This is a genomic window from Flavobacterium sp. W1B (assembly GCF_047344965.1).
Taxonomy (GTDB): Bacteria; Bacteroidota; Bacteroidia; order Flavobacteriales; family Flavobacteriaceae; genus Flavobacterium.
Map to the genome: position 1 here is coordinate 3,257,662 of NZ_CP178845.1, position 24,775 is coordinate 3,282,436.

At 34.6% G+C, this 24,775-nt stretch carries 16 protein-coding genes and 1 tRNA gene; 8 read left to right on the top strand and 9 right to left on the bottom strand.

Going from position 1 to position 24,775, the window contains the following annotated elements; genetic code table 11:
* Positions 1–15 precede the first annotated feature (15 nt).
* Both ACMDB5_RS14215 and ACMDB5_RS14220 read left to right on the top strand, forming a co-directional pair.
* Positions 16–1,140 carry a peptidylprolyl isomerase gene (locus ACMDB5_RS14215; RefSeq protein WP_413998923.1) on the top strand — a complete coding sequence of 375 codons (1,125 nt, stop codon included), beginning with the start codon at positions 16–18 and terminating at the stop codon, positions 1,138–1,140.
* A 39-nt stretch (positions 1,141–1,179) separates the two neighbouring features.
* Entirely contained in the window at positions 1,180–2,394 is a 1,215-nt protein-coding gene (locus tag ACMDB5_RS14220; RefSeq protein WP_413998924.1) for a peptidylprolyl isomerase, read from the top strand.
* Between the two features lie 157 nt (positions 2,395–2,551).
* Here ACMDB5_RS14220 and ACMDB5_RS14225 read toward each other — a convergent pair.
* Positions 2,552–2,622, bottom strand: a tRNA-Trp gene (locus tag ACMDB5_RS14225).
* A gap of 297 nt (positions 2,623–2,919) precedes the next feature.
* Between ACMDB5_RS14225 and ACMDB5_RS14230 the strand changes: the two genes are divergently transcribed.
* Complete coding sequence (locus tag ACMDB5_RS14230) at positions 2,920–5,427, top strand: beta-N-acetylglucosaminidase domain-containing protein (protein ID WP_413998925.1); 2,508 nt, start codon at positions 2,920–2,922, stop codon at positions 5,425–5,427.
* An 84-nt stretch (positions 5,428–5,511) separates the two neighbouring features.
* On the opposite strand, the gene ACMDB5_RS14235 is transcribed toward ACMDB5_RS14230, so the two are convergent.
* Positions 5,512–5,955: a hypothetical protein gene (locus tag ACMDB5_RS14235; protein ID WP_413998926.1), complete on the bottom strand. Its 444-nt coding sequence runs from the start codon at positions 5,953–5,955 to the stop codon at positions 5,512–5,514.
* A 395-nt stretch (positions 5,956–6,350) separates the two neighbouring features.
* Here ACMDB5_RS14235 and ACMDB5_RS14240 point away from each other — a divergent pair, with 395 nt between their 5' ends.
* The 4 genes from ACMDB5_RS14240 (at position 6,351) to ACMDB5_RS14255 (ending at position 14,865) form a co-directional block, all read left to right on the top strand.
* On the top strand, positions 6,351–7,481 hold the full coding sequence (locus tag ACMDB5_RS14240; RefSeq protein ID WP_413998927.1) for a Rieske 2Fe-2S domain-containing protein: 1,131 nt from the start codon (positions 6,351–6,353) through the stop codon (positions 7,479–7,481).
* 260 nt (positions 7,482–7,741) lie between these two features.
* Positions 7,742–10,585, top strand: a complete 2,844-nt coding sequence (locus tag ACMDB5_RS14245; RefSeq protein ID WP_413998928.1) for a M16 family metallopeptidase — start codon at positions 7,742–7,744, stop codon at positions 10,583–10,585.
* A 17-nt stretch (positions 10,586–10,602) separates the two neighbouring features.
* Complete coding sequence (locus ACMDB5_RS14250; RefSeq protein ID WP_413998929.1) at positions 10,603–12,492, top strand: heavy metal translocating P-type ATPase; 1,890 nt, start codon at positions 10,603–10,605, stop codon at positions 12,490–12,492.
* A gap of 222 nt (positions 12,493–12,714) precedes the next feature.
* A complete protein-coding gene (locus ACMDB5_RS14255) occupies positions 12,715–14,865 on the top strand; it encodes a PAS domain-containing protein (protein WP_413998930.1) in 2,151 nt (716 codons plus the stop codon).
* 13 nt (positions 14,866–14,878) lie between these two features.
* Here ACMDB5_RS14255 and ACMDB5_RS14260 read toward each other — a convergent pair whose 3' ends face one another.
* The 5 genes from ACMDB5_RS14260 to ACMDB5_RS14280 form a co-directional block, all read right to left on the bottom strand.
* Positions 14,879–15,481 (bottom strand): GNAT family N-acetyltransferase, encoded by a 603-nt coding sequence (locus ACMDB5_RS14260; protein ID WP_413998931.1) that lies wholly within the window; start codon positions 15,479–15,481, stop codon positions 14,879–14,881.
* A 124-nt stretch (positions 15,482–15,605) separates the two neighbouring features.
* Positions 15,606–15,962, bottom strand: a complete 357-nt coding sequence (locus tag ACMDB5_RS14265) for a hypothetical protein (protein ID WP_413998932.1) — start codon at positions 15,960–15,962, stop codon at positions 15,606–15,608.
* 119 nt (positions 15,963–16,081) lie between these two features.
* Positions 16,082–17,260, bottom strand: a complete 1,179-nt coding sequence (locus ACMDB5_RS14270) for an AIR synthase related protein (RefSeq protein ID WP_413998933.1) — start codon at positions 17,258–17,260, stop codon at positions 16,082–16,084.
* A 77-nt stretch (positions 17,261–17,337) separates the two neighbouring features.
* A complete protein-coding gene (locus ACMDB5_RS14275; protein ID WP_413998934.1) occupies positions 17,338–18,129 on the bottom strand; it encodes an OmpA family protein in 792 nt (263 codons plus the stop codon).
* A gap of 200 nt (positions 18,130–18,329) precedes the next feature.
* Complete coding sequence (locus ACMDB5_RS14280) at positions 18,330–20,519, bottom strand: glutamine synthetase III (RefSeq protein ID WP_413998935.1); 2,190 nt, start codon at positions 20,517–20,519, stop codon at positions 18,330–18,332.
* 303 nt (positions 20,520–20,822) lie between these two features.
* On the opposite strand from ACMDB5_RS14280, the gene ACMDB5_RS14285 reads away from it, so the two are divergent.
* A complete protein-coding gene (locus tag ACMDB5_RS14285; protein ID WP_413998936.1) occupies positions 20,823–21,797 on the top strand; it encodes a TerC family protein in 975 nt (324 codons plus the stop codon).
* A 71-nt stretch (positions 21,798–21,868) separates the two neighbouring features.
* On the opposite strand, the gene ACMDB5_RS14290 is transcribed toward ACMDB5_RS14285, so the two are convergent.
* Complete coding sequence (locus tag ACMDB5_RS14290; RefSeq protein ID WP_413998937.1) at positions 21,869–22,390, bottom strand: hypothetical protein; 522 nt, start codon at positions 22,388–22,390, stop codon at positions 21,869–21,871.
* 381 nt (positions 22,391–22,771) lie between these two features.
* Positions 22,772–24,586: a T9SS type A sorting domain-containing protein gene (locus ACMDB5_RS14295; protein ID WP_413998938.1), complete on the bottom strand. Its 1,815-nt coding sequence runs from the start codon at positions 24,584–24,586 to the stop codon at positions 22,772–22,774.
* Between the last annotated feature and the right edge of the window lie 189 nt (positions 24,587–24,775).

Below are 24,775 nucleotides of genomic sequence, written 5' to 3' on the forward strand. Positions count from 1 at the left end.
ATTAAGTAAATAGTTATGAAAAAAAGAATCTTACTCGTATTATTCGCAATCACTACTTTATATTCTTGTAAAGAGGAATACAACAATCTTCCAGATGGCTTGTATGCTAAAATTGAAACAAGCAAAGGAGATATCATTGTATCATTAGATTATGAAAAAGCACCTATTACGGTAGCTAATTTTGTTACTTTGGCCGAAGGAAATAATGATTTTGTTACCAATAAAAACCTAAAAGACAAACCCTTTTTTGATGGTTTGAAGTTTCACAGAGTCATCAATGACTTTATGATACAAACAGGAGATCCTTTAGGCACAGGTTCTGGCGATGCCGGATATAAATTTAAAGATGAAATTTCTGATTTGCAATTTGATAATGGAGGCGTTTTGGCCATGGCCAATAACGGTCCTGCAACTAACAGCAGCCAGTTCTTCATTACGCACCTTGCTACACCATGGCTTGACGGGAAACACACTATTTTTGGTCATGTGGTTGATAAAGGAATGGAAGTTGTAAACAAAATTGTACAGGACGATTTCATCAAAAAAATCACCATTATAAGAAAAGGCGAAGCTGCAAAAAAGTTTAATGCCATTAAAACATTTTCTGATTACTTCACTGTTGAATCTGAAAATCAAAAAAACAAGCAGGCTATTGAGGCTCAAAATCAAAAAATATACGACGAAAAATACAAAGACGTTCGTGATGACAAAGTAAAATATTTTAATGCCCTAAAAAGCAAAGCAACAAAAACCTCCTCTGGACTTAAATACGTTATCACTAAGAAAGCTGACGGTAAAAAGCCTGCTAAAGGAGCAACATTATATATTCATTATGCCGGTTTTCTTGAAGACGGTCATTTATTTGATACCAGCATAGAAAGTGTAGCCAAAATTTTTGGTAAATATGATGAGAACAGAGCAGCTCAAGGAGGTTACCAACCCATTCCCTTTCAAGCAGGAAAAAAAGATGGGATGATTCCTGGTTTTATCGAAGGACTGGAAAAACTATCTTTTGGCGATAAAGCAATACTATTTATTCCTTCTCATTTGGCTTACGGAGCAGGTGGAGCAGGTGACATAATACCACCAAACGCTAATATTATTTTTGAAATCGAATTATTAGAGACAGCCCCTCAATAATTCAATGGACAAAAAAATTAAACTTTAAATTTTAAAAAAATGAAATTCAAACTTTTATTATTAGCTTTCATCGGAATGCTAAATATGCAGGCACAAACGACAAAGAAACCCGTTTCATCAAAAAAACCTGTTGCTACAATTAAGAAAACAATTAAAGCTCCTGTGGTTGCTGAGGGAATTTTTGCAACTATTTCGACTAACAAAGGAGATATTGTTATTCAATTAGAATATAAAAAAACGCCTATTACAGTAGCAAACTTTATTTCGCTTGCTGAAGGAAAAAACACTTTTGTTACTGACGAAAAATTAAAAGGAAAACCTTTTTTTGATGGTTTAAAATTCCACAGAGTCATCAATGATTTTATGATTCAAGGTGGTGATCCTTCAGGAAATGGATCTGGCGGACCAGGCTATTCTTTCAAGGATGAAATCACCGACTTGAAGCACGACAAACCAGGAATTCTTTCTATGGCCAATTCGGGACCAGCTACCAATGGAAGTCAGTTTTTTATTACTCATAAACAAACATCTTGGCTAGACGGGAAGCACACCGTTTTTGGACATGTAACCAAAGGAATGGAAATAGTAAACAGCATTGTTCAAAATGACGTAATTACAAAAATTACTATTGCCAGAAGAGGAACTTTGGCAAAGCAGTTCAATGCCACAAAAGTATTCTCTGATTATTATGGAGATAAAGCCGACGATGCCAAAAAACAAGCCTTAGTAGAAGCTGAAAATAAAGCCAAACAGCTGGCAGCTGAAGCTGAAAAGAAAAAAGTATACCTAGAGAAATATAGCCCTGTTATTGCAGCTAAAGCCGCTTACTTGGCAACAACAAAAGCTACTACAACCACGACTCCTTCAGGCTTAACATACAAAATAGTTCAAAAAGGAAAGGGTTTAAAACCTGCCGATGGAACGACTTTCTATTTTCACTATGCCGGATATTTTGAAGACGGAACCTTATTTGACAGCAGTTATGAGGACGTTTCTAAAACCTACGGGAAATATGACGAAAACAGAGCCGCTCAAAATGGCTACCAAGCTTTTCCTTTTGAAGCCGGTAAAAAGGACGGTATGATTCCAGGATTTATTGAAGCATTATCATTAATGTCTTATGGTGACAAGGTAGTAGCATTTATCCCATCTAAATTAGCCTATGGCGAAAGAGGTGCTGGTGGTGTTATCCCACCAAATGCTAATCTTGTGTTTGAATTGGAAATGTTTGAAAAACCAACAACTTCAAAATAATAAAAACAGTTTTTTACTAAGAACTAAAATAAACAAACCCGACAAGTTTTAATAAACTGTCGGGTTTTTTATGCGCTGCTATTTCAAATTTCATTAAAATATTAGCAACTTATACTCCTTTATAAATCTACAACTCTGGACTGTGATTTATTTCTTGCACGGGCGGAGGGATTCGAACCCCCATCAACGGTTTTGGAGACCGCTATTCTACCCTTGAACTACGCCCGTTTCTAAAAGTCAATAATAGCAAAGCCTTACTGATTATTTTATCTTTTGCAAAAGTAACAATTCAATAATAATATTAGCCTATTTAAGTTTTTATTTACAAAAAAAAATACTGCAAGCTTAAATCAAGTTCTCAACTTCTTTTAAAATGAATTATCACTTTTTTAGAAGAAAAACATTTTTTCGTAAAAGGTAAATCATATATATTTACCCTTTTGGGTTCGACTCTTTATTATTTTATGTAAACCCGAAATATCTTATAAAAACTTATTCAAGCCCTATTAACCTTTAGACCCAAAAATGAAACTAAAACAACTCTTATTAACTGCCTTAATTTTATCTTTTGCAAATACTGGCTGGACGCAAAATAGCAGCCACAACATTTACCCAAGTCCACAGATAATAAACCTTGGTGAACAAAAAATCAGTTCCGATGTACCTTATCAATTAGCGGGTAATTTTAAATTAAAATCCAATAGTTTAAATTTATTAAACGAGCTATTTAACAATAAAAGTGGAAGCAAACCATTAGCCATAATCATTAATCCTTTAAAAAAAGCCGATAAAAACCTAAATGTATCCGGAGGATTTACGTTGAAAATCACTCCTCAGGCTATAGAAATTGGTGTTTTTGATAATAGATCTGCTTTTTATGCGTTGCAAACCTTAAAGCAATTAAAAAAAGACAATAGTCTGCCTTTAGTTGACATCACAGATTTCCCAGATGTTTTGTCACGTGGTTCTGTTGAAGGTTTTTACGGAACTCCTTGGAGCCATGAAGACCGCATTTCGCAATTTAAATTTTATGGAGCGTTAAAATTAAACACTTATATCTACGGTCCAAAAGATGACCCATACCATTCCTCACCAAACTGGAGAAAACCTTATCCATCAGAAAATGCGAAGCAAATTAAGGAACTCGTTCAAGAAGCTAAGAACAATGAAGTAGACTTCACTTGGGCCATTCATCCGGGCTTAGACATTCAATGGAATAAAACAGATAGTTTAGCCATTTTAAACAAATTCGAATGGATGTACGATTTAGGCGTGCGTTCCTTTGCCGTATTTTTTGATGATATTTCAGGAGAAGGTACCAAAGCCGAAAAACAAGCACAATTATTGAATTATCTACAAAGTCAATTCGTTGAAAAGAAAAAAGATGTTTTGCCTTTAATCATGTGCCCAACAGAATACAACAAAGCCTGGTCTGACCCAAAACCAAATACTTATTTAGACATTTTGGGAGACAAATTACATCCTACGATTCAAGTGATGTGGACGGGTGACAGAGTTATCGATGATGTTAGCGCAGCCGATTTAGACTGGATCAATAAAAGAATTAAACGCAAAGCTTACATTTGGTGGAACTTTCCTGTAAGCGATTACGTTCGCGATCATTTGTTGATGGGCGCGGCTTATGGTCTTGACACTACGATTAAAAATGATTTATCGGGATTTGTTTCCAATCCTATGGAGCGAGCCGAAGCCTCTAAATTGGCATTATTTAGCGTTGCTTTGTATTCTTGGAATCTAAAGAGTTACGAGCCAATGTCGGCTTGGCATGCAGCGGCAAAATATATTATGCCAGAAGCAGCAACGGCATTTCAGTTATTCAATGAACACAATAGTGATTTAGGCCCAAATGGACATCGTTACAGAAGAGACGAATCGGTAATCATAAAACCCGCGGTAGAGTCTTTTTTAGCGGCATATAAAAACGGAAGTTATTTGCAGGACTTAGCGACAAAAATTAAAACTGAATTTGAACATATTATTCCGGTTTCCAAGGAACTGCGCAGCAAATCTCTCAATAAAAATCTGATTCGTGAAATTGATCCTTGGTTAACACAATTTAACTTATTAGGAAAAGCAGGATTAGAAACTATAAATATGCTTGAGGCAAAACAAGCCGAAAATAAGGCTTTGGCTTGGAATAGTTATTTAAAAGTGGAAGCGCTTTTAGACAGCATCCATTTAGTAGACAAAACCTTCAACCAAAACCCTTACCAGCCGGGAGTAAAAACAGGTTCTTTGGTTTTAATGCCTTTTGTTAAGACTATTTTTGATCAAACTCAAAGCTATTTTATCCCAGCTGCCGCAAATTTTGAAAAAAACAGTTCTACAGCCTTGATCAACAATACCGAAAAACTAAAAAACCAACCTTTGCAATTAAGCAATACCAGTATTGCCATATCCCCTATTTTGGAGGTTATAAATCTGAATTCACAAGAATATCTAGGAATTCACATTGACAAAAGCTTAAAAGCAAAAGAATTTTATTTTAATTTAGAATCCAATAATTTGCTGGAAGGTGGAGCATTTGAAACTTCGGTTGATGGTCTTAATTGGCAAATCTTAAATGTGGAGCAGAAAAAAGGAAAAAGAAACCTTAAAGTTTTGGCCGATGGTATAAAACACATCCGTTACAAAAACAACTCCGCAAATAGTAAGAGTTTTTTCCTAAAAGAATTTAAAATAATTGTGGAAGCCGAAAATAAAAATGCCGATCAAACGGTCTACGTTCAAGATTATTCGATTGCAACCTACTTAGAACTGAATGCTAAAGATAATCTAAACCTGCCTATATCATTAAGCAAGGAAACAAAAACGATTAGTCTGCTTTTGCAAAACAACAACAAGCCTTTTGAAATTTATCAAATTAGCAAGCAAGGTAAAAAAACACAAATCTATAAAGGTTCTGAAAATTACATCGTAATTCCTTCTAAACAATTAAAGAAAGTAACCGCAATAGAGATAAACGCTAATGGTAATAAAGACTTTAGAATTTATGAATTACTAAAAAACTAATCCAGAAAAGAATTATTACAGCCTTTTTTAGACAAAAAACCCGATAGCTATAAACTATCGGGTTTTGTTATTTAGGGATACAAATTACTTTTTAGCCGGGAATTTCCAGTCAAATTCGTCTTTTTGATTGATGATAGCACCAATTTCAAATTTCACTACCTCGTCAAATTCGGTTTGCAGGATAATCCAGTTTTCTTCATTGAAATAATTTTCAAACGTATCAAACTCTTCTTGGGTGAATTTAGTAATTCCTTTGGCTACCATGTCTTTCTTAACATCATTAATGTTTCGACCGATAACTTTGTTACCAAATAATTCCAAAGCCGCGCTGGAAGCCACCATGTAGCCCAGTTTAAACTCTTCGTCTTTGTAGAACGTTAATCGAATTTTAAGCGCATTATAGGCAAAAATTACGTTATCATCCTCATCCTTGTAGTTTCTATCCGGCTTACCGTAAACTGCGGTAACATCCTTTTGCTTCATCCCGAAAATGAGCTTGTCAATTCCGTTCTTTAGGTTTATTTTCATTTTCTCTTGTTTTACCGCAAAGTTCGCAAAGTTTTTCGCAAAGTGCGCTATAATTTATTTTTTATCTAATACAAAGTAAAAGCAAAACATACCTCAAAAATTATCTCATTAAAACTAAATGCGCTTGGTATACTTTTCAAATAATTCTTTATTCTGTATCCATCTCTATAAACAATTTCTAAAACTCCTCTCTCCTTTTCGTCCTTTTGCAATTAATTGCTTTTTCACTATCTTTATAAAGCCGAAAACATTCAGCTTGCTATAACACTGAATTACAAACAGCTATAAACAAAAAGTAAGGCCATACAACTAACATTGACCAACTAAAAAAAGTCTAAAAAGTCGGATTAAGATCGTAACACAATTTTTCATTTCAAGCATTAAATCATTCGAAAATGAATTTCATAAAAGTAGCATCTCTTTCTGAATTTCCGGAAGACAGCAGTAAGATCGTACAGCTAAAAAATTCAAAAGTAGTTCTGTTTCATTTCAATGGAAAAATCACGGCCATAGGAAATGCTTGTTTGCATAAAGGAGGTCCTTTAGGCTTAGGCTGTGTCGAAAATAAATATGATGGCACTTATGTGACCTGTCCATGGCATGGTTGGGAATATAATATTGAAACAGGTAAAGCGCCTTTTGATTACAAAGACCAACAATCTGTTTATCAGATAAAAATAGATGGCGATGCTATTTTAATAAGCGAAGAACCTATCGTAAAAGCAAAAAAAGCCACCCACGATTTAAGTGCCTTGGAGGATTTAATTCATTTAAAATACCAAACAACAGCAAGCTCTTTAAACATATTGGGGATTTCTACCACTAACATGAATGATAATCTGGCAAGATTTAGCACATCCGAAGACGCACTTGAAAAAGCATTGGCCTATGCTAGCGAAAAATATGGGGCGCAAACAAAAATGATCAAACTACGGCAATTGAAATTCAGGCATTGTGAAGGTTATTACTCTCAGCATATGAATGCGTGTACTTGGCCTTGCAGTATCACCGAAATGAATCCCAAAGACGGCATGACACAGCTATATCGTGATATGGTTTTGTGGGCCGATGTGGTTTTATTAGCCACTCCAATCCGTTGGGGAAATCCTTCGTCTTTGTATTATAAAATGGCGGAACGCCTCAATACGGTACAAAATCAAATCACCCTCAAGAAAAAAATATTAATCAAAAATAAGGTAGCGGCTTTCATTATTACAGGAGGACAAGACAATATCCAATCTGTTGCCGGTCAATTAATGTGGTTTTTTACCGATTTAGGATTTATTTTTCCCCCTTTCAGTTTCGTAGGCTGGAGCAGAGGCTGGACAGCTGAAGACATGGACAAAAATGTAATGCAATTTAAAAAAAGTGACTATATAAAACGCACCACCGAAGAAATGGTTGATAACTGCATCGAAACTTTATCCCAAATAAAAAATATAAACTCAGTCAAAATAATTGCTCCCAAACCACATCGACAAGATTCCTTGTCAGCAGATATTGAAAATCCGGATATGAATATCTGAATCTGAGCAGAAGGATTGATAATAAAACTCTATAAATAAGCTACCTAAAACAGCTGCTTTTTCATATTTACCTCCGATTTCGCACTATTGGAAAAAATCTTACATTAACAAATCTAAACACTATTTTTTCTTAACTTCGTTCCCGTTATAAAAAATAGGTAGCGTACTTTTTATCAAAAAAACAGCAGCCTATTCTGACACAACATCAAATCCTGTTTTAATCAGTCGGTTCTTTAAAAACAATAATTTAAATTTTTAAAATGAAATCATTCCAGTTTCTAACACTCCCAATTCTCCTATTTACGGTATTTGTTTCCTATTCACAGAAGGATGGTAAAACGGCTAAATCAAAAGAATTCAAAGTGGAATTTGAACAATTCACTTTAGACAATGGCCTCAAAGTAATCTTACACATTGATAGATCTGATCCTGTTGTTGCCGTTGCTTTGACCTGTCATGTGGGATCGGCAAGAGAGAAAGCCGGCCGAACTGGATTTGCTCATTTATTTGAACACTTGCTTTTCTTGGAATCAGAGAATCTGGGTAAAGGCGGATTAGATAAAATGAGTGCCCGTATTGGAGGCTCCGGTGCCAATGGATCAACAAGCCGAGACCGCACCAATTACTATCAAACAGTCCCTAAAGATGCTTTAGAAAAAATGATTTGGGCAGAAGCCGATAAACTGGGGTATTTCATCAATACCGTTACAGATCCTGTACTTGCCAAAGAAAAACAAGTCGTAAAAAATGAAAAAAGACAGAGTTACGACAATAAGCCTTACGGGAATAATTTTTCTGTAATCAATACCAATTTGTACCCTGAAAACCATCCCTACCATTGGGAGGTAATTGGTTCTTTGGAAGACTTACAAAATGCTTCCCTTCAGGACGTAAAAGAATTCTACAATCGTTGGTATGTCCCTAACAATGTGACCCTAACCATTGCAGGCGATTTTGATGTAAAACAGACCAAGGCTTGGGTACAAAAATATTTCAGCGAAATTAAACGTGGAGAAAGCATTCCGAAAATGGAAAAACAGCCCGTAACCCTGACCGAAACTAAAAAATTATACTACGAAGATAATTTTGCGCGTTTACCACAACTTACCCTAACCTGGCCTTCGGTTTATGAATACCACCCTGACAGCTATGCGTTGGAAGTTTTGGCAACTTATCTTTCAAGAGGAAAAAAAGCACCTTTATACAAAACTTTGGTGGAAGACCAAAAATTGACCGATGAAGTAAGATTCTCTCAATACAATTCTGAACTAACAGGACAATACATCCTCAAAGTTGTTGCTTTTGACAAAACGGATTTAAATACTGTTATGAATGGTGTAAACGAAGCCTTCAAAAACTTTGAAAAAGAAGGTATTTCTCAACAAGATCTAAGCCGAATTAAAGCCGGACAAGAAACTGATTTTTACAACGGACTATCGAGTGTTTTAGGAAAAGGATTTCAGTTAGCTCAATATGAAATCTTTGCTGGAACTCCTGATTTTATAAATCAAGACGTAAAAAATATCCTTGCAGTAACGACCGAAGATGTGATGCGCGTTTATAAAAAGTACATAAAAGACCAACATTTTATTGCAACGAGTTTCGTGCCGAAAGGCGAAGCCAATTTAGCACTTAAAGGCTCAGTCTTAGCCAAGGTTGTTGAAGAAAAAATAATTGAAGGCAAAGAAGAAGCTTTTGATGCCAGTATTGCAGCAACTTATGCCAAAACGCCTTCCAAATTTGACAGAAGCATAGAACCTGCTTATGGGAAAAGTCCGGATGTTGTATTGCCATCAGTTTGGAAAGACAAATTATCATCTGGTTTAAGTCTTTTTGGAATCGAAAATCAGGAAGTGCCTTTGGTAGAATTTCAATTACAAATTAAAGGCGGAATGTTATTGGAAAATGCATCGAAAATTGGTATTTCAAAAATGCTTGCCGAATTGATGACAAAAGGAACGCAAAACAAAACGCCAGAACAATTGGAAAATGCCATTGAAAGCCTTGGAGCCACAATCAAAGCTTCGGCAACCGATGAATCTATTTTGATTAAAGGGAATACACTGGCGAAGAACTACGACCAAACAATGAAATTAGTTCAGGAAATCCTTTTGCAGCCTCGTTGGGATGCCAAAGAATTTGATTTGATAAAACAAAGTACTTTAAGCCAAATTCAACAACAAAAAGCAGATCCAAACAATATTGCCAGAAATGAATTCCGAAAATTAGTTTACGGAAAAGAATCTGTTTTATCGAATAATCGCATCGGAACCGAAAATTCAATCAATAGCATCAGCCTTACTGATTTGAAAGACTATTACAACCAAAATATCTCGCCAGTTGTTTCTGATTTCCAAATTGTAGGAGCTGTATCAAAAGCCGAAGTAAATCGTTCGTTAGCCGATTTAAATAAAAACTGGAAGTCTAAAAAAGTAACATTCCCGGCAATAAAAGTAGCCGATGCCCCAGAAAGTTCTAAAATTTACTTTTACGATGTTCCCGGTGCCAAACAATCAGTAATCCGAATAGGATACCCGGCTCTTGCCGCTACAGATGCTGATTTTTATCCTGCTGACATCATGAATTACCGTTTAGGAGGCGGAGGTTTTTCGTCACAACTTACCCAAGAATTGCGCGAAGGAAAAGGTTATACTTACGGAATTGGTTCATCTTTTGATGGGTCCAATACCAAAGGTCCATTTGCAATTTATAGCGGAGTGCGTTCAAATGTAACTTACGAATCAGTAAATTTAATAAAAGAAATTGTAGATCAATATGGCGCCAATTTTAATGCAAATGATCTAGATGTCACTAAAAGTTATCTGATTAAAAGTAATGCCAGAGCATTTGAAACAATGGATTCGAAATTGGAAATGCTTTATGAAATCAGCAACTACAATTTCCCTAATGATTACGCCAAACAAAGAGAAAATACGGTGAAGAATATTTCTATAGAAGACATAAAAAAGCTTTCAAAAAAATATTTAAACACTAACAAGATGATCTATTTAATTGTAGGTGACGCAGAAACCCAACTTAAAAAATTAGAGCAAATTGGTTTTGGAACGCCTATTCTTTTAAACAAGCAGCAAAACATTAATTAGAATAGAAAATTGAAATTATGCAACTGCCAATAAACGATAAAAAATTTCTTTTTCTCCTGCTAGCTATCAGCATTGTGATTATTTTAGAAATTTTATCGCTTATTGGCATTTCTATTCCGATGCCTTATGGTCCTTTTGTTTTTGCCGCATTTATTATAGGTATTGGTCATGAGGTTTTGACAAATGGTATAAAAGCCATTTTCAAACTTCAATTTAGCAGTATCAATTTGCTGATGACTATTGCGGTTATTGCCGCTTTCTATTTGGGTGAATACCCCGAAGCTGCAGTCGTTATAGTACTTTATGTTTTGGGCGAGCGACTAGAAGATATCGGTTTAGAAAACTCAAAATCAGCCTTGGATGAATTAGTGCGTAAGGCTCCCAAAACTGCTTTTGTAAAATCTGAAAACAAAGCTATTACCCTTAACAAAATAGCCGTAGGAACCATCATTCAGGTAAAACCGGGCGAAATGATTCCGCTAGACGGAAAAATCATTTCTGGGGAAACCACCGTTGATGAAGCCGCAATTACAGGAGAACCCATCCCAAAAGACAAACATCCCGGCGACGCCTTATTTGCGGGAACGCTCAATAAAAATAATTTTATCGAAATCGAAACCACCAAACTTTCCGTTGATAGCACCTTTTCAAAAATCATCCGACTCACCTTTGAAGCAGCAGCCTCAAAAAGTGAAACCCAAAAATTTATTCAACGCTTTTCTAAATTTTATACACCAACGATTATTGCTATCGCAGTTTTGGTTTTTGTGATTCCGGTTTTTGTGCTACATCTGGATTTTGATCTTTGGTTAAAACAAGCCATCACCCTGCTGGTAATTGCCTGCCCGTGTGCGCTGGTTATCTCCACTCCCGTTGCCATCTATGCCGCCATTGGGAATGCTTCCGCAAAAGGAGCTCTGATAAAAGGAGGTAAATACATTGAATCTATGGCGCAAATAAAAGCAATTGCGCTAGACAAAACTAGAACCATCACTTATGGAAATCCAGTCGTTTCAGATATTTTTCCATTAAATGGTACCAGTCGCGAAGAACTCTTGGCTTGTACAGCTGGAACCGAACTGTTTTCTGAACATCCTTTGGCGCAAGCCATAGTTGCCGCAAGCAAAGCAGAAGGTTTTGAACCACACAAAGCAGAAGGCTTTAAAAGTTTTATGGGGAAAGGAGCTACAGCAAGATGTTTGGTTTGTGAAGATGAAACCGTTTTTGTAGGCAAACTTGAATTCATCAAAGAATATCATGAAGTAACTGAAGAAGCCGAAAAAATAGTAGCACAATTAGCATCAGAAGGCAAAACAAGTGTGGTCGTAAGTTTTGGTAAAGGTGTTGCGGGTATTATTGGTCTGACAGACGAGATAAAACCAGATAGTATTGCCGCAATAAAGCAATTACAAACACAAAATATCGAATTGATAATACTTACCGGCGACAGTGAAAAAGCGGCAAATTATGTGGCTAAAAAAGTAGCCATTACAAAAGTGTTTGGCGGTTTACTTCCCGAAGACAAATCCGAAAAAATAAAAGAATTATTACAAGAATACGGCAGTGTAGCCATGGTGGGCGATGGCATAAATGATGCACCAGCCTTAGCATTAAGTACCGTGGGAATTGCAATGGGAGCTGCAGGAAGTGATACCGCAATAGAAACAGCCAATATTGCTCTGATGAATGACAATCTTTCTCTTATCCCTTTTTTAATTCGTCTTAGCAAAAAAACATTGTCCCGAATAAAAATAAATACCATCGGTGCAATTACAGTAAAAATATTTTTTATCCTCTTAGCTTTTTTAGGTTACAGCAACTTAGTTTTAGCCATTGCCGCAGATGTAGGGGTCACTCTTGTTGTCATCTTATTGAGCTTAAATTTGATGAGATTTGAAAACAGTTAAAGATAAAATACTAGAACTGTATTTTTAAAATTATACAAACCATTACTGTTTTTTTGCTTCTTTTCACACCGCAGACAATGATTATTATACTTATAAAAGCTACTTAATTTGCTGTCAAAAAAATGAAATACAGATTCAAAAATTGAATATAATTCACTAACTTTCATATAGATAAGCAATTCATCAGGATTTAACTCAAATCGCGTTTAAAACTTTAAACTCATGAAAATTTCTTTTGAAAAAAAAATATTCCTTGGATTTGTCATCAACGTATTGGTTGTTATTGCTTCAGGTATAATTTTTGTCACACGACTGAAAGAGCAAAGAGATCAAGTTATGGATTCCCCATTAAATTGGATCGAACTCTCCTTGTTTGTCCTCTCCGTTATTTTATTGTTTATTGTTTATTTTATCATTCGTTCCCAATTGCATGCCAAACAAATTTCACAGGACTTACTTTACGAAAACAAACAATTACTTCAGTCAATCATAGACAACACAACCAATCCTATTTTTATAAAAAAAATCAATGGAGAATACTTATTGATAAACAAGCAATTTAGTAACTTATTTAAAATATCGAATGAAGAAATAATAGGAAAAACAGACTATAATTTTCTAGCAAAAGAAGTGGCGGAGCGCTATCGAAATTCAGATCTTGAAGTTGTAAAAGCATTAAAAGAATTAAAAACAGAAGAAATTATTGAACAAGGGGATGGACCACATACTTATATCGCGGTTAAGTTTCCCTTGTATGATTCATCAGGTCTAATTTATGCCATCGGAGGAATTTCTACTGACATCACCGACAGAAAAAAACTAGAAGAATCAACAAAAGGCACTGACAAATTCTTTAATATGTCTTTGGATATTATGGTAATTGCCTCCAAAGATATGCTTATAAGAATTAATCCATCGCTCAGCAAAACATTAGGATACACTGAGGAAGAATTATTGAGTCATCCTTTTCTAACGTACATCCATCCGGATGACAAACTAATTACACAAAAAGAAGTAGAAAAACTTGAAACAGGAGGTAAAACCATCCAATTTGAAAACAGATGGATTTGCAAAGACAAGTCTGTCAAACGATTGGTATGGTCTGCTTCTTCAGATCTTCAAACGGGATTATTCTATGCTGTTGGCCATGACATTACTGCTCAAAAAGAAATTGAAAACACTTTAATCATTGCCGATGCCTTTTTTAATATATCCTATGATATTTTTGTTGTTGCAAAAGACGACTATTTTATAAAAATAAATTCAGCCTTTACAAGGACTCTTGGCTACAATCAAGAAGATATGAACAACAACCCTTTTTTGACATTTACCCATCCTGAGGAGCAAAGAAATGCTATAGATTCTATGAAAAAATCACAAAAAGGGAATGCTGTTTTAAATCATAGAGCGCACACTATTTGTAAAGACGGCTCTTATAAATGGCTAGACTGGACAAGCACTTATGATAGCCGAACAGGTTTAATGTATGCCGTTGCCCGTGATATCACAAAATTAGTTGAAAATGAAGAATCCCTAAAAATGGCTGATCAGTTTTTTAATATGGCATTCGATATACTTACCGTGGCAAAAGATGATCATTTCATCAAAATTAATCCTGCTTTTACCAGAACATTAGGCTATAGCCAAAAAGACATTGCTAAAATAAAATTTATCGACTTAATCCATCCTGATAATAAAAATGCAGTCGAGGAAATCTTAGCCAAACTTTCAAAAGAAAATCCCGGAGTAAATTTTAAAGATCGTATGTTATGCAAAGACGGCACTTTTAAATGGCTGGACTGGAATGTCAATATTGACACCAAAAAAGACATTTTATATTCTGTAGCCCGCGATATTACTGAAAGAGTCCGATTAGAAGAAGAAGAGAAAGAAATAATAAATGAGCTTTATCAAAATAAAGAAAAACTACAATTAATCATTGAAAATATAAATGAAGCTGTCATAGTAGCAAATGTAGAAAAAGAAGTTATCATGGCTAATTACATGGCCAATGAAATTTTTGGGATTGAAAATGACAATCAAATACCTGTGAATCTATCAGAGCATTTTGATTTGTATTTCCCCGATGAACAAACGATTTTTCCGTCTCAAAATCTGCCTATGGAACGCGCTTTAAACGGTGAAGAGACAAATGACGTTGATGTTGTACTTTGGAATCCAACTACACATGAAAAAAAGCGAGTTCTTATAAGCGGAAAACCTTTAATTGATCAAGAGAATAATGTGGTTGCTGCTGTGGTAACCATAAAAGACATTAGCAATTATAAAAAACTAGAAGAAGAACTAAAAGAATCAGAATCTAAGTACAGAAAGTTGATTGGTTTTAGAAAGGAAGATAAAAAAGAACCCTAATTTCTTGTTTCCTTTACTCTGTAATCCTTTTTAATAAATTAGCCTTTACCTCCTTAAACCATTCTTCCCTTAGAATACTCAAAATAATGGTGTCACGGCGCAATTCACTTCCAAAAATGGGCATATGATTTCGCAAAATGCCTTCTTCTTGACAACCGATGCTTTTCATCGCAGCAATACTTCGAAGATTATTATTATCTGCACGAAATTCCACCCGTTCCATTCCAAGGGTTTCGAAAGCAAATTGCAGCAATAAAAATTTGCAATGTTGATTCAATCCTGTGCCACGGAATGCTTTTCCGTACCAAGTGTAACCCAATTGCAGGGTTTTGAATCCAAAATTGATATCATAAAAACGAGTGCTTCCGGCATATTTACCCGTTTTTTTATCGAAAACAATAAAGGGAAATTCGGTTTTATTTTCTCTTGCTTCAACGGCAATCTGGATGTAGTTTTTCAGGTTTTCTTTCCCATTGGCCCGTACTAAAGAATACTCCCAAGTTTCGGGTTCCTTGATAGAGATTTCGAGTAAATTTTCAATATCATATTCCTGTAAAGGGCGAAGCAACACCCTTTCGTCTTCGAGGATTATATTCTGAGAGAAGTTGAAATTCATATTTTATATCTGATACAATTATTAAATTCAGGATTCTTTTTTCATTAAAACACTAAGGCATTAAGTTCCTTATGTTTTTCATAATTCCCTTAATGCCTTTTAATTTTATATAGATAGTGAAAATCTATTCACTCATTTCGTCGTAACGCATGGGTACTTGCGGATCGTATAGCGGACATTTGAATTCTTCCATAATATCTACTAAAGTGTCCATTGTCTTGCCTTCGGTACCATAGCAATCAATCTGAATGCTCTGCGGTGTCGTTTTTACTTGAAAAGCACCTACTCCAGCATTATTTTTCCAACTGTTATCATCTACTTTTTCCCATTTTGAGAACACAGAAGCAATTCTATTCAAGATTACTTGAACAGGAAGTTCCTCTAATCCTTCTACAGTTTGTTTTTCCTCGATGGCTTCATAAACCTCGTGATGGTTTAAATAAACCTCATCTAAATATTTCCAAAAAAGTAATTCGTACATCTTATTTTGTTTTTAGCCCCGATATGAGCGGTATTCTTAATGTTTTTCTTTAAGAACATAAAGACATAGCGTCCCGATCCTTCGGAAGCTGGATTAGCTCCAAAAAAATATCGGCTTAATTAATATTCGAAAGTTCCGTATTCACTGCTAATTGTTAGTTTTTTAGTATCGGCTGCTTCTACTCTTCCGACGATTTGTGCATCGACATTGAATGATTTAGAAATAGCGATAATATCCTGTGCAACGGCTTCGGGAACATATAATTCCATACGATGTCCACAGTTAAAAACTTGATACATTTCTTTCCAATCGGTTTTTGATTGCTCTTGAATCAATTTAAAAAGTGGCGGTACCGGGAATAAATTGTCTTTTATAATGTGTAGATTTTCTACAAAATGTAAAATTTTTGTTTGTGCACCACCGCTACAATGTACCATTCCGTGAATGTCTTTAGCATCGTATTGATCTAAAATTTTCTTGATAATAGGCGCATAAGTACGCGTAGGCGAAAGCACTAATTGTCCGGCATCGATTGGGGAATTCTCAACTGCATCTGTCAATTTCACCTGACCTGAATAAATCAATTCCTCTGGAACAGCGGCATCATAACTCTCCGGATATTTGGCAGCCAAATATTTCCCGAAAACATCATGGCGCGCAGAGGTCAATCCGTTGCTTCCCATTCCGCCATTATAACTTTTTTCGTAAGTAGCCTGACCAAATGATTCTAAACCTACAATTACATCTCCATCTTTGATATTTGCGTTGTCAATTACTTTCGAACGTTTCATGCGAGCCGTTACGGTAGAATCTACAATAATGGTACGAACGATATCGCCCACATCAGCAGTTTCCCCGCCTGTGGAATGAATGGTCACTCCAAAAGAGTCCAGTTCTTTTATCAATTCTTCGGTTCCGTTGATAATAGCAGAAAGTACTTCGGCGGTAATAAGGTTTTTATTTCTTCCGATGGTAGAGGAAAGTAAAATATTGTCTGTTGCTCCTACGCACAACAAATCGTCGATATTCATGATTAAAGCATCTTGTGCAATACCTTTCCAAACTGATATATCACCTGTTTCTTTCCAATACATATAGGCCAAAGAGGATTTTGTTCCTGCTCCATCGGCATGCATAATCAGACAATATTCATCGTCTTGGGTTAGATAATCTGGGACTATTTTACAAAAAGCTTGAGGAAACAAACCCTTATCAATGTTTTTTATGGCGTTATGCACATCTTCTTTGGAAGCCGAAACGCCTCTTTGTGCGTATCTTTTTGAAGTATCTGAACTCATGAAATAATTTGTGTTGTGTGAGGCAAAGATACAAATTTGATTTAGGATTTCAGAATTAGGGTTTAGGATTTATTTGACTATTTTTTGACAATCATAATCTCCACTCTTCTATTAGCAATTCTTTCTTCTTCATTCTTTTCTGGCAATAGATAAATTGGTCTAGTGCTACCAAATCCATTATAAGAAAGTCGCTCTTTTTCGATTCCGTTCTTGACTAAAATATCATAAATCTTTTTGGCACGTGCAAGAGAAACATCATACTTACCTTCTTTTGTTTGGCAACAGATATGTCCTTGAATTTCAATCTCTACATTTTTATTTTTCATTAAAACAGAAAGCAACTCCACTAAAGCAGGTTTCGACTCCGGAAGCAATATATCACTAAGATTAAAAAAATTGATATTCTCTAATTTTAGTAAGTCGCCAACTTCCGATTTATTTACCTCTACTTCAATAACTGCCTTTTTTGATTCTTCCTTTTTGATTTCTATCGGTAGAATTGTCTTAAAAAAAACTTCAACTTTTCGATTTTCGCTTTGGATTTTGGATTGCACAAAGTCTTCTCCAAAACTGCTTAACTTCAAATTTTCATTAATCTGAACTTTATTTAATTCCAAAAGAGAAAGCACATTATTAACTCTTCTTATCGACAAATCCTTATTATACAAATTCGTATCAACACTATCACAATATCCATGAATATTTAAGATTTCAATATCTTTAGAATTTTCCAGCCAATTGCTGAATTCTTTATTAGATTTTTCATTAATAACGTCTTTATTAAAGTCAAAAAACAACACAAGCCTATCTTGGGCAGACAAAATCATTGTATTTAAAAAAAACAAAATCAAAAACTGCTTTATTCTCATAACTAACTATTTATCGTTATTTAAAATTGTATATGTGGTCATTATAAAATCATAATTGACTTTTACGTTTTACCAAATACGGCTACTTCATGTAAATAAAGTATTACATCAGAATAACGTATAAAAAAATAAAATAGTATACAAAAACACCCGACGAGATTCGAAAACCTGTCGGGTGAAAAAAAAATCTTTTTAAAGAATTATTTAGTAAATAATAATTCTCTGTATTTAGTCAATGTCCATAACTCATTATCTACCAACAACTCCAATTTATCGCAGTGATTTCTAATGATTTCGAAATATGGTTTTACTTTATCACAATATGCCTCAGCCATTTCTTGTGCATCGGTCATTGTATTTGCTTTCTTTCTTTCGTTTGTCATCGCTTCCACTTTAGAATTGATTCCTTCGATATGCCCTGAAATTTCTTTGATTAAGATAATTTGTTCTTTTGCAATGGATTCAAATTCAGCACCAAAGATATCTTTCAATCCTTTTACGTTTTCAATCAAAGTGTTTTGGTAACGAATAGCCGTTGGAATTACGTGATTTTTTGAAATATCACCTAAAACTCTACCTTCAATTTGAATTTTCTTAGTATACTCTTCCAATTCAATTTCGTAACGAGCTTCCACTTCAATGTGATTCATGATACCCATTTCAGAAAACAAATCCAAAGCTTGTTTAGAAGCTCTGGCTTTCAATGCCTGAGGTGTTGTTTTGAAATTGCTCAAACCTCTTTTGGCTGCTTCTATTTCCCACTCTTCACTGTATCCGTCTCCTTCAAAAAGGATCTTCTTAGAATGTTTGATATATTCTCTCAATACATTGAAGATTGCATCGTCTTTCTTCATGTCTTTAGATTCAATCAAGGCATCTACCTCTTTTTTGAAATCTCTCAATTGTTTTCCTACAATAGCATTCAAAGTAGTCATTGAATTCGAACAGTTTGCCGTTGACCCTACCGCTCTGAATTCAAATTTATTTCCTGTAAAAGCGAATGGTGAAGTTCTGTTTCTGTCTGTATTATCTAAAAGAACATCTGGAATTTTACCAACCACATTCAATTTTAAATCTGTTTTTTCCTCAGGAGATAATTTACCAGCAGTTACACCTTCTAATTCATCCAAAACTTTTGTCAATTGCTCTCCAATAAATACAGATATAATTGCAGGTGGCGCTTCATTAGCCCCTAATCTGTGATCATTACTTGCAGAAGCGATAGCAGCTCTCAACAAAGCTTCATTGTCATTTACCGCTTTAATTGTATTGATAAAGAAAGTCAAAAATTGTAAATTACTCATTGGCGTTTTGCTTGGACTCAACAAGTTTACGCCTGTATCTGTTGCCAATGACCAGTTGTTGTGTTTTCCTGAACCGTTTACTCCTTTGAAAGGCTTTTCATGGAACAATACTTTGAAATCATGACGTTCTGCCACTTTTTGCATAACATCCATCAACAAACAGTTATGATCTACCGCCAAGTTTGTCTCTTCAAAAATAGGAGCCAACTCAAATTGATTTGGAGCCACTTCATTGTGACGTGTTTTTACAGGAATACCTAACAGCATACATTCTTGCTCTAAATCTCTCATGTAAGTCAAAGCACGAGTTGGAATAGCACCAAAATAATGATCGTCTAATTGTTGTCCTTTTGCAGATGTATGTCCTAACAAAGTTCTTCCTGTCATCATAAGATCAGGACGAGAATTTGCCAAAGCACTATCAATCAAGAAATATTCTTGCTCCCATCCTAGGGTTGCAGTAACTTTCTTTACATTTTTATCAAAATATTTACATACTTCGGTAGCTGCTTCATCTATAGCTGTCAAAGCTCTCAATAAAGGAGTTTTAAAATCTAAAGCTTCACCAGTATAAGATATAAAAACCGTTGGAATACATAAAGTAGTTCCAAAAATAAAAGCAGGAGAAGTTGGATCCCAAGCTGTATATCCTCTGGCTTCAAATGTATTTCTAATTCCTCCGTTTGGAAAACTAGATGCATCCGGTTCTTGTTGCACTAATTGTGCGCCACCAAATTTTTCAACAGCATCTCCACCATCATAAGATGTTTCAAAGAAAGCATCATGCTTTTCGGCAGTTGTACCAGTAAGTGGTTGAAACCAGTGTGTATAATGTGTAACTCCTTTTGAGAGAGCCCACTCTTTCATACCCATTGCAATATAATCTGCTAATTTTCTATCTATTTTAGTTCCATACTGAACAGCACCTTGAACTCCTTTAAAAGCATCTGAAGTTAAATATTGCTTCATTGCCTTATCATTAAACACATTTGAACCAAAAAGCGTAGATTTTCTATCAGCTTCTTCAAATTTAACCGGTTTTCTGTTCGATGCTTCTTTCAAAGCTTGGAAACGTATTGTTGACATAAAAAATGTATTTTTAGATTTAACCCCTATTATTTCACTGCAAATATAATTTAAATATGACTTTCTCAATATCCAACCTCTATTTTTTTATGGGTCAACATCAATAAATTATCAAATTGTCAATATTTTCGTCTACAATTTAAAACATGATAATTTTAGAACTGTTTTTTTAAACTCTTATTTTTAACAAAAGATATTTTTCTCTCAACTCGTTAAATTAAGACTAATTTTAAGTTAATAATTTAAAAAAAAACAAATTCTAAGACTATCTTTACGTTTTTAAATTAATTATTACTATACTATATGATTGTTTGGATCTCTTTTTTAGCCGCTATTTTATTATTTCTTGCACTCGACTTGGGCGTATTCAACAAAACTCCCCACATTATTAGCACCAAAGAAGCTAGTAAATGGACTGCCATTTGGGTTAGCATTTCTTTTCTGTTTTCGGGAGTAGTCTATTGGTTATACAGCAACAATTATGTTGCAAATCCAGACCAATTGAAACCAGCAGTAGCCTCGATGAAATTCATCACCGGGTATTTAATCGAATTATCCCTTAGTGTTGACAATATATTTGTCATCGCAATTGTTTTCAATTCTTTTAGAATTCCAAAAAAGTACCAACACCGAGTTTTGTTTTGGGGAATATTGGGTGCCATTGTTTTTAGAGGAGTTATGATCTATTTTGGGGTTTTGCTTATTAATAAATTTGCATGGACCACTTATATTTTTGGAGCTTTTCTAATTTATACTGCGATGAAAATGCTTTTCACTAAAGAAGATGAACATTTTGAACCAAAAAAATCATTCGTTTACAGAACATTACGAAAAGTGATACCTGTAACCAGTCATATAGATGGAGAACATTTCTTCGTAAAAAAAAGACACCTAAATGTAGCAACGCCACTTTTTGTTGCTTTGATCATTATTGAAGTAATGGATGTTGTATTTGCTCTTGATAGTGTTCCCGCTATTTTAGCAATTACAAGCGATCCTTTCTTGGTTTTTAGTTCGAACATTTTTGCCATACTAGGACTACGATCCATGTATTTCTTCTTAGCTAATATGATTGAAAGATTCAGCTATTTAGAATACAGCCTTATTGCTATTTTGAGTTTCGTGGGACTCAAGATGCTACTTCATGATTTTATAGCAGTTCCAGAATGGGCATCATTAGCTTTTATTGCGGTATCGCTTTTAACGGGAATTGTAGTTTCTTTAAAAATGAACAAAAAAGAAATCTCTGAAGAAAACACTTCATCCGAGAATTCTTAAATTCAATAAATAGAAAGTATAAAAAAAAGGAAATCGAGAGATTTCCTTTTTTTTATAGATTGAATTTACAATTAAAACTTAATCTGTTGAACTTGATTTTCTTTTAAATTTAAAGCAGACATAACTTCTGAAAAATCGTTTTTATTAACAGATTTAGCTAAAACAGAAGGCATTATAACAACACGAAATGTTTGATTATTTATAAAAGTAGGAGCATTCAATAAATTAAAAGAACCTCTTGCGGTAATTATAAAATCAACTTTACTGAAATCAAAATAATAATCTATTACATCTCCATTATTAAAATAAATTGTTCTAGGTATCAATTGCCAAACCGGAGTATTCGAATTCACAATATCGGTTAATCTATAAACCAAGACAGTTTCATCATCAAATAAATTTCCCCCTACTTCAAATTGGAAAGTACTTTTTAAATTATACTCATTATCAGCAACTCTACCTAAGTTAACATTTTTAATTTCGAAAGCTTCAGGGATGGTGTCATGATCTACATAATCCGTAGCATCATTTACTGTACAACTTTGTAGGCTAAACATTCCTACAACGGCCAAAAAGGTAATTATTTTTCTCATAGATTATTTTTTTTATAGATTAATGATTATTTGTTACAATGACCTATTCATGAATTGTGCCAAAGTTTATTTTAAGCAAAAATATAGTTTTAACATCTGAAAAAATATAATGCTTTTTTGGAATAGGGAATTTTAAAAAAAATTAAAACACTATAAATAAGCGACTTAAATAACCAAAAACTATAAAAACACGAAGTAAACTTTAAAGAAGATAAATAGGAAATTGGCTATTTTAAAAATTGACAATCAAGCTCTTTAACAAAAAGCAAATGACTTTTTTAAGGTATGTACTAAAAAATAAACCCCAAAAACAAAACTTCTGGGGTTTTATCCTACCATCTAGTCCCTCTCCTATTTTATGGGACTAGCTGATTAATACTATTATTGTGAAGAGATTACTTTTTTAGTGCTGCTTCCTCGATTGGTAGTCAGTTTCACAACATACACTTGTTGTCTTCCTGAATTCATTTTAAGGTCAAGTGCAATTTCTTTGTTCAAATAGCTATTGGTATCTACTTTAGAAAGCACCCGAGCACCTTGCGAATTAAACACTTCAATTTTTACATCAGAAACATAATCAAAATTATATCTGATTGTAAACTGATTCTTAAAAGGAACAGGATAAGCTTCAAAACCTGCAAGTTCAGTTTCACTCGTTTTCGCGGTTTCTTTTGGAGTAACTGTATCGGTGGTTTTAGCAAATGGTTGTGAACAAGTAGCCGTTGCATTGCTACAAGAAGTCGGAGCAGAAATACACCCTCCAGCAGTTGTTGCAGTTACACTTGGATTAGAGCCAGCCGCAAGACCATCAAATACAAGTGGTCCACTTACATATTTTGATTTAGTTGTGTTAAGCACACCATTTAAATACAACTTGTAAATGTAATCAACAACTGGATTACATACCTCAATACTCCCAGTTGATGATGATCCACAAAGTGATGGCTGAGTTATTTTTAATGAAGGTGCTGGTGGCAATGTAGGTGGTTGATCTACAGTTACAGCATCACCTGGCGTAGTACATTCACCAAGGGTAGCTGCGAAATCATAAGTACCAGGAGTCACTGTACTGAAAACTCCACTAACAGCTGTGTATATTACAACATTTGATTGCTTAAGCGTATAAGTGACACCAGTGACAGGTGATGTTACATTAACAGTTCCCGTACCAATAGTACAAGTTGGCTGAACTACTGTAGCCGCTGGCTTACCTAATGGAGTCGCCCCACCCACAGTTTTAGGTTTAATGATACTACAGTGAGTAGGAAGGGCAGAATCTGTTATCGTAATATTGTAAGTACTGGCAGCGAGACCACTAAAAGTTGTTGAGGCACCAGCAGCAACGTTAACTGGAGTACCATTTCCTAATTTGACAGTATACGGTGGCACACCACCAAATGGAGTCACAGTAATAGAACCTCCTGCAGTACAAGTAGCACTAGCAGCTGTAACAGTCCCGTTAACCCCTGCATTAATTTCTATAAAAGGTAAAGTACCGCATTTTGGAGCAATTTTACTAGATTCTAAGGGACATGATGCATTATCAGCAGCTGAAGTCCACGCTAAAAATAAATTAGTAATCACCAACCTTTCTCCACATGTATAGGTAATTTGATTAAAATCCAAATCTGTTATTTTATTTGGAGGAAGTGCAGAAGTATTACCTGGAAGAGGAGTACTATTACATCCACTTATTGGACCCGAAAAAACTAAAGTAGTACCATTATATCGCTCTAAAGTTCCCCAAAATGCAAAGGACGTTCTATTTGATCCTGTAGTATTGTTAATAGATAAGGTCAAGGTTCGCGTCACATCTCCTGCAGTACATGAATTACATGCATCTCCACCAGTCAACCTTGCTTCAACTAATTGTAAATCTTTGGAAGTACATCTCTTTGCTTCAGGGAGAGCAACTTGTGCAAATGCAGTAGAAGAGCTTAAGTAACTAACAATAAAAAACAAACATATATTTCTAAAAGAAAAAAAAGTTCTCTCTACCGATAATTTCAATAAGTTGTAATGGGCAAAATTCAATAAATTATTCTTTATTCTTTCTAATTTATTTCGAGAATCAATACGAATAGTGTTCTCTAATTTTAAAAAAACTAATCTAAAAACATTGTTTTTCGTAAAACGCAAATTTATACTTTTGCTAAATAAATAATCGAAAAACTGCGGAAGTGTATTATTTTCCATGATAATAGTATTTTTAACACCATACATTAGTTATAAAAGGAGGTTTACAGACTGGGGAAAATTTAAATAAAAATAGAAATCATCTTCAGATAAAATCTTGAAGTATACCGTCATCAAAAGGAATCACATCGTGATTAACAATCGCAAAATCCTTTAATTAACCAAAAATCACTTTAACACATTTAAAAA